The 12,625-nt window shown below is 57.4% G+C and carries 10 protein-coding genes; 7 read left to right on the forward strand and 3 right to left on the reverse strand.

Translation table 11 applies throughout. The annotated features are described in order from the left end of the window. The first annotated feature begins 33 nt into the window (after positions 1–33). From CPH65_RS10775 to CPH65_RS10790, 4 genes are all read left to right on the forward strand, one after another. Positions 34–498, forward strand: coding sequence for a MerR family DNA-binding transcriptional regulator (locus CPH65_RS10775; protein ID WP_096173472.1), 465 nt, complete (start codon positions 34–36; stop codon positions 496–498). Positions 499–922: 424 nt separating this feature from the next. Next, complete coding sequence (locus tag CPH65_RS10780) at positions 923–2,710, forward strand: acyl-CoA dehydrogenase C-terminal domain-containing protein (RefSeq protein WP_096173473.1); 1,788 nt, start codon at positions 923–925, stop codon at positions 2,708–2,710. A gap of 171 nt (positions 2,711–2,881) precedes the next feature. Continuing rightward, complete coding sequence (locus CPH65_RS10785) at positions 2,882–4,090, forward strand: acetyl-CoA C-acetyltransferase (protein ID WP_096173474.1); 1,209 nt, start codon at positions 2,882–2,884, stop codon at positions 4,088–4,090. A gap of 13 nt (positions 4,091–4,103) precedes the next feature. Further along, the gene (locus tag CPH65_RS10790; RefSeq protein WP_096173475.1) at positions 4,104–6,317 is read left to right on the forward strand and encodes a 3-hydroxyacyl-CoA dehydrogenase NAD-binding domain-containing protein; all 2,214 of its coding nucleotides are present in this window, start codon (positions 4,104–4,106) and stop codon (positions 6,315–6,317) included. A gap of 67 nt (positions 6,318–6,384) precedes the next feature. On the opposite strand, the gene CPH65_RS10795 is transcribed toward CPH65_RS10790, so the two are convergent. After that, entirely contained in the window at positions 6,385–6,930 is a 546-nt protein-coding gene (locus CPH65_RS10795) for an NUDIX hydrolase (protein WP_244574594.1), read from the reverse strand. Between the two features lie 45 nt (positions 6,931–6,975). Then, a complete protein-coding gene (locus CPH65_RS10800; protein WP_096173476.1) occupies positions 6,976–7,968 on the reverse strand; it encodes a CorA family divalent cation transporter in 993 nt (330 codons plus the stop codon). 282 nt (positions 7,969–8,250) lie between these two features. On the opposite strand from CPH65_RS10800, the gene CPH65_RS10810 reads away from it, so the two are divergent. Together CPH65_RS10810 and CPH65_RS10815 are read left to right on the forward strand one after the other, a co-directional pair. Then, complete coding sequence (locus CPH65_RS10810; protein ID WP_096173478.1) at positions 8,251–9,297, forward strand: DUF2336 domain-containing protein; 1,047 nt, start codon at positions 8,251–8,253, stop codon at positions 9,295–9,297. A 150-nt stretch (positions 9,298–9,447) separates the two neighbouring features. Beyond that, on the forward strand, positions 9,448–10,089 hold the full coding sequence (locus CPH65_RS10815) for a hypothetical protein (protein ID WP_172891502.1): 642 nt from the start codon (positions 9,448–9,450) through the stop codon (positions 10,087–10,089). Between the two features lie 51 nt (positions 10,090–10,140). On the opposite strand, the gene CPH65_RS10820 is transcribed toward CPH65_RS10815, so the two are convergent. Beyond that, the gene (locus tag CPH65_RS10820) at positions 10,141–11,178 is read right to left on the reverse strand and encodes an endonuclease/exonuclease/phosphatase family protein (protein ID WP_096176359.1); all 1,038 of its coding nucleotides are present in this window, start codon (positions 11,176–11,178) and stop codon (positions 10,141–10,143) included. A 725-nt stretch (positions 11,179–11,903) separates the two neighbouring features. Here CPH65_RS10820 and CPH65_RS10830 point away from each other — a divergent pair. Next, positions 11,904–12,575, forward strand: coding sequence for a response regulator transcription factor (locus CPH65_RS10830; protein ID WP_096173481.1), 672 nt, complete (start codon positions 11,904–11,906; stop codon positions 12,573–12,575). The last annotated feature ends 50 nt before the right edge of the window (positions 12,576–12,625 follow it).

Here is a 12,625-nt window from a genome sequence, read left to right on the forward strand (position 1 = left end):
AGTCTGACGCACCGAGCCAAGGAGATAAGTGCCATGAGTGAAGACAAATCGACGGTATTGAGTGGAACAGAGGGCAAGGATGTCCTGACCGCATCCACCAGTGACAGCGGCCCGTTGTCCTATACGATTGGTGATCTGGCCAAGGAATTCGGTGTGACACTGCGAACCTTGCGTTTTTACGAAGACAAAAATCTTCTCAATCCCCGCCGCGAAGGCATGAACCGCATCTACAGCCGCCGGGACCGGGCGCGACTGAAACTCGTTCTGATGGGCAAAAAAGTCGGGTTTTCGCTCTCCGAAATCAAGGACATGCTGGATCTATACGATCTGCGCGATGGTCAGGTCACTCAGCTGCGCGTCGCGCTCGATCGTTTCACACAACAGATCGATGTTCTCAAGCAACAAAGGGCTGACGTGGATCAGGCCATTGGCGATCTCGAACGCACCGTGGCGGTGGTTTCGGGCATGCTGCGCGAAAAGGAAAAGTCCGAGAGTTGATTCACTCGCTGTAGCTTTTTTGAAAAGAGATTTTGACCGCGTGGGCCTTAGGGCTGCGCGGTTTTTCTTTGTCTGCCGATGATGAAGGGACAGGCGAAATATGGGTGCCTATTGTTTACGTAACGTCAGCTTTAATGACGCTCTTGCAATTGGTGGAATCCCCTACGTCATGTTAAAAACCCGCGCAAAGCTGCGGGCATGAGTCTTTCTACTTTCGGCGTGTATCAGCCATTCCGGCTTGAATCGGGCAGGTTGCAGATGTATATCCAACTTAACGCTTACGCTAACGTAACTGATGAAATCGACGCCTCTGCGTCCTGTGCGAGGAACACATGACGCTTTGAGCGGCAGATAGGAAGCGCTGAGAAATCGCTTCCCGACAAAAGCCGACAAAGGGGCCGATTGGACGCAAGGGAGGAGCATCATGCCTAGTCTGACGATACCCGTCGAGGATACCCAGTTCCTGCTCAAGGAGGTGTTTGGCCTTGAACAGATCAACACGCTGCCCGGCTATGAGGAAGCAACCGAAGATCTGGTGGATGCGATCCTGACGGAGGGCGCGAAATTCGCAACCGAAGTGATCCAGCCCACCAACGTGACAGGCGATGTCGAAGGCTGCACCCTCGGGGAAGATGGGGTGGTGACGACGCCCAAAGGCTTCAAGGACGCCTGGGATGCCTATGTCGAGGCGGGCTGGATGAGCCTGTCCGCTGATCCCGCCTATGGCGGACAGGGCATGCCGACGACGCTCAACGTCATCATGAACGAGTATCTTGGCACGGCCAACCTTGCCTTCTCCATGTATCCGGGCCTGACGCAGGGCGCCTATTCGGCCATGCTGGTGCATGCAAATGACGAGATCAAGCAAACCTATCTGCCCAAGATGGTCGAGGGAAAATGGACTGGCACCATGAACCTGACCGAGCCCCATTGCGGCACGGATCTGGGCCTTTTGCGCACCAAGGCGGTGCCGCAAGGGGATGGCAGCTACAAGATTACCGGCACCAAAATTTTCATCTCCGCTGGCGATCATGACCTTGCCGAAAACATCGTTCATCTGGTGCTCGCCCGCATCGAAGGCGCACCGGAAGGCACAAAGGGTATTTCGCTGTTCGTCGTGCCGAAATTCCTGCCCAATGAGGCCGGAGATCCCGGTGAGGCCAACCATGTTACGGTCGGCAAGATCGAAGAGAAAATGGGCATCCACGGCAACTCGACATGCGTGATGAACTTTGACAGCTCCACCGGCTGGCTCGTTGGCGAAGAGCACAAGGGCCTCAAGGCCATGTTCGTGATGATGAACGAAGCCCGGCTCGGTGTTGCCATTCAGGGGCTGACCCAGTCGGAAGCGGCCTATCAGCATGCCCGTGATTATGCGATGGATCGCCTTCAGGGTCGCTCCCTGACCGGCGCGAAAAATTCTGATGGCCCGGCCGATCCTTTGATCGTGCATCCTGACGTGCGCCGCATGCTTCTGACCATGCGCAGCTTCAACGAGGCGGCCCGCGCTTTTTGCATTTATGCGTCCATCCAGTCCGACATTGCCCACAAGCACCCGGATGAGAAGGCACGCCAGCAGGCCGAAGATCGCCTTGGCCTCTTCACGCCGGTTCTCAAAGGGCATCTCACTGACATCGGTTTTGATAATGCCGTGATGGCTCAGCAGGTCTTTGGCGGCCATGGCTTCATCGAGGAAACGGGTGCCTCCCAGTTCGTACGCGATGCCCGCATCGCGATGATCTATGAGGGGGCCAACGGCATTCAGGCGCTTGATCTGGTGGGCCGCAAGCTGATGGCCAACGGCGGCCGCGGCATCATGGCGCTGTTTCAGGAGCTGGGGGCCTATATCGAGACCCATGCAGCCAATGAAGCCATGGCACCGTTCGTCATGCCGCTCAAATCAGGCGCGGAAGACCTGCAGAAAGCCACCATGTGGTTTGGCGAAAATGCCATGAAAAATCCGGAACATGCCGGGGCAGGGTCTGTCGACTACATGCACCTGTTCGGTACCGTGATGCTCGGCTACATGTGGGCCAAAATGGCAGAAGTCGCCGTCAAGAATGAAGATGATAGCCGCAAGGACTTCTATGACACCAAGCTTGCGCTGGCCCGCTTCTATATGGACAGGATCATGCCCACCACGGCGATGCGCCGTGACCGCATCATGGTTGGCGCCGACAGCCTGATGGCTCTGCCGGCGGAGGCTTTCTAGGCTTCAGGATGGGTACAATCAGCCCGTTGGTCCCCAGAGTGCGAACAAGGGCGCGAGGCAGGCAAGCATGTCAAACCCGCGCCACATCTGGCTGATAAGTCATACATGCAAGAAGAAAGGACGATCGGAGGACTATCGTCTTTTCTGGCAAATGAAATTCGGGAGAACTCAATGGCAGACGCTTATATCTACGACCATGTGCGCACGCCTCGCGGGCGCGGCAAGCCGGATGGCTCGCTGCATGAAGTCCCGGCAGTGCAACTGGCCGCCACCACCCTGAAGGCCATCCGGGACCGAAACGGGCTGGACACAACACTGATCGACGACATCGTGCTGGGATGCGTCGATCCGATCGGCGAGGCTGGCGGCGTTATCCCCCGTGCCGCAGCCTTCGCCGCCGACTATGCGCAGTCGGTGCCGGGCATTCAGGTCAACCGCTTCTGTGCCTCTGGTCTTGATGCCATCAACATGGCCGCAAGCCAGATCATGGCAGGCGCCCACGACATGACCATTGGCGGTGGTGTCGAGGCCATGTCGCGCCTCGGGCTTGGCTCGTCCGGCGGGGCGTGGTTCATGGATCCCAGCGTCAACGTTCCTGCCTATTTCATGCCGCAGGGCGTCTCAGCTGATCTGATCGCCACCAAATATGGTTTCTCTCGCGAGGAAGCTGATGCCTTGTCTGTTGAAAGCCAGAAGCGCGCCGCCCATGCTTGGGAGAACGGCTATTTTGCAAAATCGGTCATTCCCGTCACAGACATCAACGGCGCTCTGATCCTTGATCGCGACGAGCATATGCGGCCCGGCACAACGGTCGAAAATCTGGCTGGTCTCAATCCATCCTTCGGGATGATCGGTGAGATGGGTGGTTTCAACGCCGTGGCGATGGAGCGCTATCCCGAGATCGAAATGATCAATCACATCCATCATGCGGGGAATTCGTCCGGCATTGTTGATGGGGCCGCCGCCGTGCTGATCGGCAATGCCGAAGCAGGCAAGGCCGCAGGCCTCAAACCGCGGGCCCGCATTCGTGCCTTTGCCAACATCGGTTCCGAGCCGGCCTTGATGCTGACCGGACCCACGGATGTGACCGACAAGGTGCTCAAGCGTGCTGGCATGAGCTTTGGCGATCTTGATCTCATCGAGATCAACGAAGCCTTCGCCTCTGTCGTGCTGCGCTTCATGCAATATTTCGGTGCCGACCCCGAAAAGGTCAATGTCAACGGCGGCGCCATCGCTATGGGCCATCCGCTCGGTGCAACGGGCGCGATGATCATGGGCACCGTCATTGACGAGCTGGAACGACGCGATCTCAATACCGCCCTCGTCACCCTGTGCATTGGCGCAGGCATGGGCACGGCAACCATCATCGAGCGCGTATAGGGAGGGGAGAGACATGTCAGATTATATCAATTTCCAGTGCGACATCGACGCCGACGGCATTGCGACCCTCACTTGGGACATGCCTGAGCGTTCAATGAATGTGTTCACGGCTGAAGTCATTCTCGAACTCGACAAGGTGATCGACGATCTCACCGCCAATGAAGCGGTCAAGGGCGTGGTGGTCACATCCGGCAAGGCGCAATTCTCCGGCGGTGCCGACCTCACCATGCTGCAGGGGCTGCTCGGTCAATATCAAAAGGCCATGTCCGAGAAGGGCGCAACCGCTGCCGCAACTGAACTGTTTGAAGAAAGCCGAAGGCTGTCGCTCACCTTCCGCAAGCTTGAAACCTGCGGCAAGCCTTGGGTCGCAGCCTTGAATGGCACAGCGGCGGGTGGCGCGTGTGAGCTTGCTCTTGCCTGCCATGCCCGCGTGATGACAGATAAGGACGGTGCCAAATTCGGTCTGCCCGAAGTCAAGGTCGGCCTGTTCCCCGGTGCAGGTGGCACCACGCGCATCCTGAGAATGATGGACACGCAAGCAGGGCTTCAATTCCTCATGAAAGGCTCCATGCTCGACGCCAAGCGGGCGCTGGGCTCAAAGCTGATCGACAAGATCGCGCCTGCCGATGAGCTGGTCTCAACCGCAAAGCAGATGCTTGCCGATGGCTTGTCTCCGGCGAAGCCTTGGGACCAGAAGGGCTACAAACTGCCCTCGGGCCGTGTCTACAGCCCGGCAGGCTTCAACGTCTGGCCCGCCGTCGGTGCCATCTATCGCCGCGAGACGCACGACAATTATCCTGCCATTCGCTACATGGTCCGCGCAGCCTATGAAGGCTTGCTCATGGACATGGACACGGCCCTTCGTATCGAAAGCCGCTATTTCGCCAAGACCGTGGCAACGCCGGAAGCGGCCAACATGATCCGTTCTCTGTTCCTCAATATGCAGGAACTGGGCAAGGGCGCCCGTCGCCCCGATGGGGTGGCCAAGACCAATTTGAAAAAGATCGCCGTCATCGGGGCCGGTTTCATGGGGGCAGGCATTGCCCATGTCTCGGCCAAGGCAGGACTGGAGGTCGTGCTCGTTGATCGCGATCAGGACAGCGCCGACAAGGGCAAGGGACACATCGCAGACAGCCTCGCCAAGGCGCTCAAGAAGGGCCGCACCACAGCCGAGAAGAATGATACGCTTTTGAGCCGCGTCACAGCCACGGCCGACTATGCGGCACTCAAGAACTGCGATCTCGTCATCGAGGCGGTGTTCGAAGATCCCGAGCTGAAAGCCTCGATCTTCAAACAGATCGAAGCCGCCGTTGGCCCTGATTGCATCATCGCGTCGAACACCTCGACCCTGCCGATCAGCGGGCTCGCCAAGGCGGTTGCCAATCCCGCTCAGTTCATCGGCATTCACTTCTTCTCGCCGGTCGACAAGATGATGCTGGTCGAAGTGATCAAGGGCAAGGAAACCGGCGAGGCGGCAATCGCCACCGCGCTTGATTTCGTCTCGCGGATCAAGAAAACCCCGATCCTTGTCAATGATGGCAGGGGCTTTTATGCCAACCGTTCGGTGCTGGCCTATATCCGCGAGGGTCATCTGATGCTCAAGGAAGGCGTACCGGCGGCGATGATCGAAAATCTTGCCAAACAGGCGGGCATGCCGGTGGGGCCCTTGTCGCTTAATGACGAAGTGGCGCTGGAACTGGCGTGGAACATCCTGCAGGCAACCAAGGCGCAATTGGGCGAGGGCGCCGTTGACCCCGATCAGGAAGCGCTCCTGAAAAAGCTCGTGGTCGAAGAAGGACGTCTTGGCCGCAAGAATGGCAAAGGCTTTTATGACTATGAAGGCCGCAACAAACGTCTCTGGCCGGGCCTGAAGGAGCTCGCGCCGCAGCTTGATCCGGATACGATCTCACACGAAGAGATCAAGGACCGGTTCCTTGTGGCGCAGGCTGTCGAAGCGGTGCGGGTCTTTGAAGATGGCGTCCTCGAAGATGTCCGCGAGGCCGATGTCGGTTCCATTCTCGGCTTTGGCTTTGCGCCCTTCACCGGTGGTGTCTTCTCCTATATCGACACCATGGGAACGCCTGCGTTTTTGGACAAGTGTCAGGCGCTCGAAGCCAAATTTGGCGACCGCTTCAAGGCACCCAAGCTGCTTGAGGATATGGCGGCAGAAAACGACCGCTTCTATTCCCGCTTTAATCCGGATGCCGCCAAGGTAGCCGCAGAGTAGAAAGCAGAATAAGAAAAGGCGTCAAACAGCGTGACCAATCAAGGCCGGGTGCCACAAGGCATCCGGCTTATTTGTCCGCCAATAGCTTCCAATATCCCAGCGCACCGATGGTAATGGAATCCATGATCTCGCCCGAGCGGATCATGGCGAGCACTTCATCCATGGTAAAGCTTGCAGTTATCATATCCTCTTCGGTCACTTCGCGCTTCAACTCGCCCGGCACCAGCCCTTGCGCAAGATAGATATGGCCGCGCTGGTTGACGAATCCATAAGCGGCAAAGGTCGCACCAAGATGCTCGATGGTTCTGGCCCGATAGCCGGTTTCTTCCTCCAGTTCACCGCGCGCCAAAGCCTCCGCTTCGACGACGGCTGCATCTTCCCACGATCCTTGCGGCAGCTCCCAATAGCGACCGCCGACAGAATAGCGATATTGCTGCACCAGTTGCAGGCGACCATCATCATGGACGGGAATGATCACCGCAAAGTCCGGCTTGTCGACGACGGTGTAAATGCCCTCATGCCCGCCGGGAAAACGGACCTTGTCCTCTCTGAGACTCATCCATCGATTGCGATAGATGAGACGGGTGGCAAGTTGAATGATCGTGTTGGTCATGACGACGGTCCGTTGAGCAATGAAATGGTTTATATGAAGGGATAACTAGAGAATGTCGGCCTTGCGCAACAGCCACCAGGCAAAGCCGGCCGAGGCAATGATCAGGATGAAAGCCAGCAGCGTGCCGGAAGAATTGTTCTCAAGCGGTAGATTGTTTGTGTTCATGCCAAAGAAGCCGGTCACAAGGGTGGGCGGCATGAAAAAGGCGGTGAGGATAGACAGAATGTAGAGATGCCGGTTTGTCTGCGTTGTCGCCTTGGCATCGATTTCCTCGTGCAGCAGACGCGCCCGATCCTGCAATGAGGTTACATCCCGCTCCACAGTCTCGATTCGGGCTAGCAGGTCATCGGCCACGTCGTCAAGACCAGGGAAGAGGTCTTCTTCATCTTCGGCTGCAGCCCGGCGCAACAGGGCAATCTCGGTGCGCAGGTGCCGGTTGAGGCGAATAATCATCCGGCGGGCAGGGGCCAGCGACCGGGTTTCCTCCTCTGCCGTTTCCTCATAGACGACATCCTCGATGTCATTAAGGGTCTCGGTGGTCTCCACCACCACGTCCAGAACCGTGCGCTGGAATTCGGTGACCAGAAGCGCAAAGACATCAAGGGGGCTGCGCACCCGCGTGGTCTTGGCGAGGATCGAGCGCACCCGATCGAGGCTTCTGAGCGGCTTGAGGCGGGTCGTGACAATGACCCGGTTTGTGACAACAAAATGCAGCCAGCCAATTTCGGCCCCTTGATCGTCAAACCCGCGCTGAAAATCGACCAGCGTGCCATAGACGGCTTCCTGCGTTGTCGACAGGCGTTCGCGATATTGACGGCTCGTCAGCTCCTGCCGGGCTTCTTCATCGAATTCCTCAATGCTGTCGAGAAACCCACCGACCCGCGTGTCCGCCAGCCCCAGATGCAGCCAGACAAACCCGTCATCACCGTTGAGATCCTTCATTTCGATATCAAGAGGCAGCGACTGCCAGCGGTTGGTTTTCGCGTTATACCGAAAGGCCCAGATGAGGCCGGGAATGGTCGGTTCAGGCAATTGCATGCGTCAGCTTTCATCGATCTGTCCGGCAGCACTCAGGTCTCGTTGCCGTTCTTCTGCCAGGAGCTTTGGTTCCTTGCCTATAGCAGCTTGTGAGGGACAGAGAAAGCCGGTTGAGTTCAGCGGCCAAACCGCCGACCATTCTAGGCGGGTGACAGCCTCGGACGGTATGGCGATCTTGTCAGCTATTTCGTGCAAGTGGAGATATAATTAAGAAATTTCAAATAAATTAGAACTGATTTGCCACGGTCCCCCGTGGTGGATTTGGATGAACGGGATCAAATAATGGCTGAAAGCATTTTACAGCAGTTTGAGCAACTGGCCAAAGAGACGGATACGGCTGCTCGATCCCTGCTGATACGAAAGCTCACAGCTGAATATGCGCGGCGCACGGGAAAAGCGCCCAGCGATGTGGAGAGACAGCTCTTCTCGGCGCTGGTGCTGGATCTTTATGACCAGATTGATCTGAGCGTCCGGCGCGATATCATCACTCTGCTGGCCCGCACGCGCCACATCTCTACCCCACTGGCAGAGCGCCTCGCCATGGAACGCGATGAAATGGTCACGCCTCTGTTCCAGCATTCCCCCATGCTCAGCAATGACCTGCTCCTCAACGCCGTTCGCGCCAGGGGCGAGGCCGTTCTCAATGCAATCGCGAGCCGCAACGTCGTGCGTGAGGATCTCGTTGATGCGATCATGGCGAGAGCTTATTTGAGTGCGATCGGACGATTGCTGCGCAATCTGGGGGCTGAGTTTTCCGGCAAGGCGGTCATGCTCTGCTCCATCATTTGCCAGAAATCCGGTGAGATTCAGTCGGAGCTGGCTGTCCGATGCCTCGCCGACAAGGTGTTCTTCAACTTGCTCAACAAACGGGTGACAGATGGTTGCCCCTTCCTGCCCGCCGGTTTGGCCAGTGCATTGGAAAACGGAACACTGGAAAGCTTTGTTGAAAGCCAGATGAACCGGGGGCTCGCCCACACGGATGATGGCGCTTCCGTTGACCGCGAAGTGATGGTGGTGCAAATGAATCTGGGCGAAATGACCTTTGATGCTCTGCTCGAAGACATGATCAAAACCGGCAAGAAGGACGATATCATCTGGTTCCTTCGCGATGGACCGGGGCTTTCCTCCAAGGCCATGGAGCATTTGCTGATGACCGACGGCAACAAGACGCTGTACCGGGTTCTTGGCGAACAGGAGGTGAGCGTGAGGACCTTCGAGGCGCTGATGCAGTGGCGGATCGACAAGCTGGGTTTGTCACGCAGACATCAGTTCCGTGATATCGAGGAATATCGCCAGCAACTCAGGGGCCACGTCACCCGTCCGGCTTGATCTGACCGGTTTCAGTCCTTCCCACAAATAATCATGTTCCTGTGCGAAAGCTTTTGTTAAGATTCGCCATCGATTGCCGATTGCCCATCAACTGCCACCCCGGTTGGTTGGCCGAGGGGGCTTGACGGACAAAACACAGGAACCATGCTCTTGACGATAGAAAAACGCTTCAGTCTCACGGCCCTGCACCACACCGCTCTTGCGATCTGCGTGGGCACCGCGATGCTGGCCACCCCGGTTTGGGCCCAGTCCGAACAGGCAGAGCCGCAATCGGGGCCACAGTCGGGGCCACAGTCGGGGCCACAGTCGGGCACGGCAACGGCAGAGGTGGAAACGGGCGAGGCTGTGCAATCGGCGGCCGAAGAGGAATGGCGCGATGCATTCTTGCGTGAGCTGTCCGCTGTTGCCACCAAACTGGAGCGCCAGCGCAAGTTCAACGACATGCTTCGGGATCGGGTCGACATTCTGAACCATCGCATCGAGACACTTGAGGCCGAAAACAAAGAGCAGGCGGCGCGGCTCGAAACACTGGCCGAAGGCGAGCAACTTGCCCGAAAGGCCAGCCCTGACATGGACAAACCGTTCCCGTCCATGGAGCCTGATGAACCCGAGGCCGATAAATCGGCCAATGCTGAAGACAACAAATCAGATCAATCCGAGACGTCAGAGAAGTCAGCCAAAAAGATGCCGGGTGATTTTGAGCAGTTTCTCGACATGGGGGAGGCCATGATGCGCCGCTTTTTCGGTGTCGTGAAGGAGTTCCGGCAGGAATTCGAAGACAATAAGGTCTAGCCAAAGCGCTAAGGTGGGAGGCGCTCGATTGGTCCGACCCCTTTTGGGCCATCAGCTCGACGCCGCGACCGGTAGAGCAAAGTGGCCGACGATCAATTCGTGATCCGAGAGAACCTTGCCCACTTCATCCAGCGCAGGAATGATCTGGGCGCCCTTGCCGTCAAGGCCTCGCGCGCCGAACCAATCCAGCTGCATCTTGGGGCGAACAGCACCCGACAGGGGGCTTTTGCGGGTTGTCGGTCCGATGGCATTGTTGTCCCAGGTGAACCCATGACGCTCAGCGGCCTTGAACAGCGGTTCATTGCGCCCTCCGCCATTCGCCGGATCACCGCCCGTATTCAGGTCACCGCCGATGATCACCGGCACATCCGGGGCAAATGCATCAAGCGCCGCAATCAGCCGGTCAATCTGCGATTGTCGATAGGCGGACGGGGCGTTGTTCTCAAGGTGGGTTGAGACCGCGCAGACATCGCCAGCCTCCGTCGGCAAGATGGCCGCAATGGCACAGCGCCCGCCGACACGGGGCTGCTGGTCAACCCGAGCCGAGCGCAATCCTTCATCCGGGCAGAACCAGTGTCCGTGGTCGTCAAGCCGGATCAGCGCCAGACCCCTTGGCTTGACGCGACTTAACACGGCATTGCCATGCCAGCCCAGTTCATTGTGATCGTCCGCCGCCAGCCGCCGTTCGGCTTCGTTGCCAAGACCAAGTTCGAAAAACTCAAGCCCGAAGGCGTAATGCATATCCAGACTGTCGGCGAGCGCCCGGGTGGTGTTGCGCTGGTGGGTGCGGGCCATGCCCCCATCCATCTCGGAGACCAGCACAACATCCGGATCAAGATCCCGCAGGATATCGGCACTCTGTTCGGGATAAAGGCAGCGCTGCAAGTTCCACGCGATCGCGGTCAGTTGTGGCCCGATTGGACCGTGCGCCCCATACTCGCCACCAACTTCCAGACAATGCATGGCGTCCATCGCGGCGAACAGGCGGCAGTGCGCCTCATGGTTGCGCTCGGATGCCTGAATTGCCTCGACCATCTCGGCTTCGACTTTGGGAAGGGTGGAACAGGTACTTGTTTCGAACAGCTTCATTCCGGTGGTCCCCGGTGCATCCATTGGCAGCTGTCACATGTCAGTATGACGTCGTGGCTGCGCGCCTTGTCAAGATTCGGGGGCAACTTAAAGTGCTTTTGTAACGAACAGATGTCCCTCGCGGCACCGGCCTTTACCAAGTTATGACTCAGATCTGGTCAAGGTTCTGTCAAACGAAGGACAGCATCCAACTATTCTTGCAGGGAAGATATACCGCCTTGAGGATGGATGACATGGTTTGCCGATTCTCGACCATTTGGATCAAGGCACATGGAATTCTTGACAATCCGGACCAAAGCTTAAGCGATTTCCCCAAGTTGGTGCTCTTCTTTACCATGTTACGCGGCTAAATAGCTCAACAAGCGTGAGAATTTGCGAATATGTCAAAGCTACGGCTTGCCAAGCATGTTGCAACCAAGCATAGTTTCTTGCAAAGAAGTCGTAATACTGTAGTCGTTGGTCAGCTTCTTTTGGGAGCGGCCAAAACAGAGCTGGGCCGGGGAATTCTCCGTACTGGAATGAAGCCGCGGAAATGGGGACGAGCCAGGCTGGGGCCGGTTCGGAGAGCGAACCGAAGCATCGACAATTGCGATGCAACCCCTAATGGGCACTGCGACTATCTCATTGTCCGTTCCGTGACATTTAGTGACTACTTTCAGAATGGCCATGTCAGGTCTCTTGATCCGATACCGCCATGTTGCCCATACTGATTGGGGAGGAGTAAAGTGCAGCAGGCATCGCTGAATATCATCATCGCCGACGATCATCCACTTTTCCGGGGCGCGTTGCGCCAGACTTTGGAAACGATCTTCGATCAGATTGCCATCCATGAAGCAGGCACCCTCGAGCAAGTGGGAGATAGGCTCGAAGTGTCCGAAGACATTGATCTGGTGCTGCTCGATCTGTCCATGCCGGGGGTTCGCGGTTTTTCCGGTCTTCTCTATTTGCGGGCCCAATTCCCGGCCATCCCTGTGGTGATCGTGTCTGCCAGTGAAGACGTGCCGACCATTCGTCGGTGCATGGAATTCGGGGCATCGGGCTTCATTCCCAAATCCCAATCCATCGACAACATGGCCCAGGGCATCCGCGCTGTGCTGAATGGCGAAACATGGGTGCCAGACAGCATTGATCTCAGCGCCCCTTACAGTGACGAGATCACCGAATTGGTAGAACGCCTCAACACCTTGACCCCGCAACAGGTCCGCGTGCTGATGATGCTCTCCGAAGGGTTGCTCAACAAGCAGATCGCCTACGAGCTTTCGGTCTCCGAGGCAACGGTGAAGGCGCACGTCTCCGCCATTCTGCAAAAGCTCAATGTGGACAGCCGCACTCAGGCCGTGATCGCTGCGGCCAAGATCGAAGCCGGTCAGTGGCAGGCCATCTCTGGCAAGGGCTGACAAGCCTGATCAGACCAGTCTCGCTTGATATCAGGCCCGCGTCTTTATTG

The sequence above is a fragment of the Cohaesibacter sp. ES.047 genome (assembly GCF_900215505.1).
In the GTDB taxonomy this organism is placed as follows: Bacteria; Pseudomonadota; Alphaproteobacteria; order Rhizobiales; family Cohaesibacteraceae; genus Cohaesibacter.

What these genes read in the sequence shown, in the direction of transcription:
- CPH65_RS10775 (WP_096173472.1), top strand. Translation starts at nt 34, where the DNA reads ATGAGTGAAGACAAATCGACGGTATTGAGTGGAACAGAGGGCAAGGAT.
- CPH65_RS10795 (WP_244574594.1), bottom strand. Translation starts at nt 6,930, where the DNA reads ATGACCAACACGATCATTCAACTTGCCACCCGTCTCATCTATCGCAAT.
- CPH65_RS10790 (WP_096173475.1), top strand. Translation starts at nt 4,104, where the DNA reads ATGTCAGATTATATCAATTTCCAGTGCGACATCGACGCCGACGGCATT.
- CPH65_RS10800 (WP_096173476.1), bottom strand. Translation starts at nt 7,968, where the DNA reads ATGCAATTGCCTGAACCGACCATTCCCGGCCTCATCTGGGCCTTTCGG.
- CPH65_RS10820 (WP_096176359.1), bottom strand. Translation starts at nt 11,178, where the DNA reads ATGAAGCTGTTCGAAACAAGTACCTGTTCCACCCTTCCCAAAGTCGAA.
- CPH65_RS10780 (WP_096173473.1), top strand. Translation starts at nt 923, where the DNA reads ATGCCTAGTCTGACGATACCCGTCGAGGATACCCAGTTCCTGCTCAAG.
- CPH65_RS10810 (WP_096173478.1), top strand. Translation starts at nt 8,251, where the DNA reads ATGGCTGAAAGCATTTTACAGCAGTTTGAGCAACTGGCCAAAGAGACG.
- CPH65_RS10785 (WP_096173474.1), top strand. Translation starts at nt 2,882, where the DNA reads ATGGCAGACGCTTATATCTACGACCATGTGCGCACGCCTCGCGGGCGC.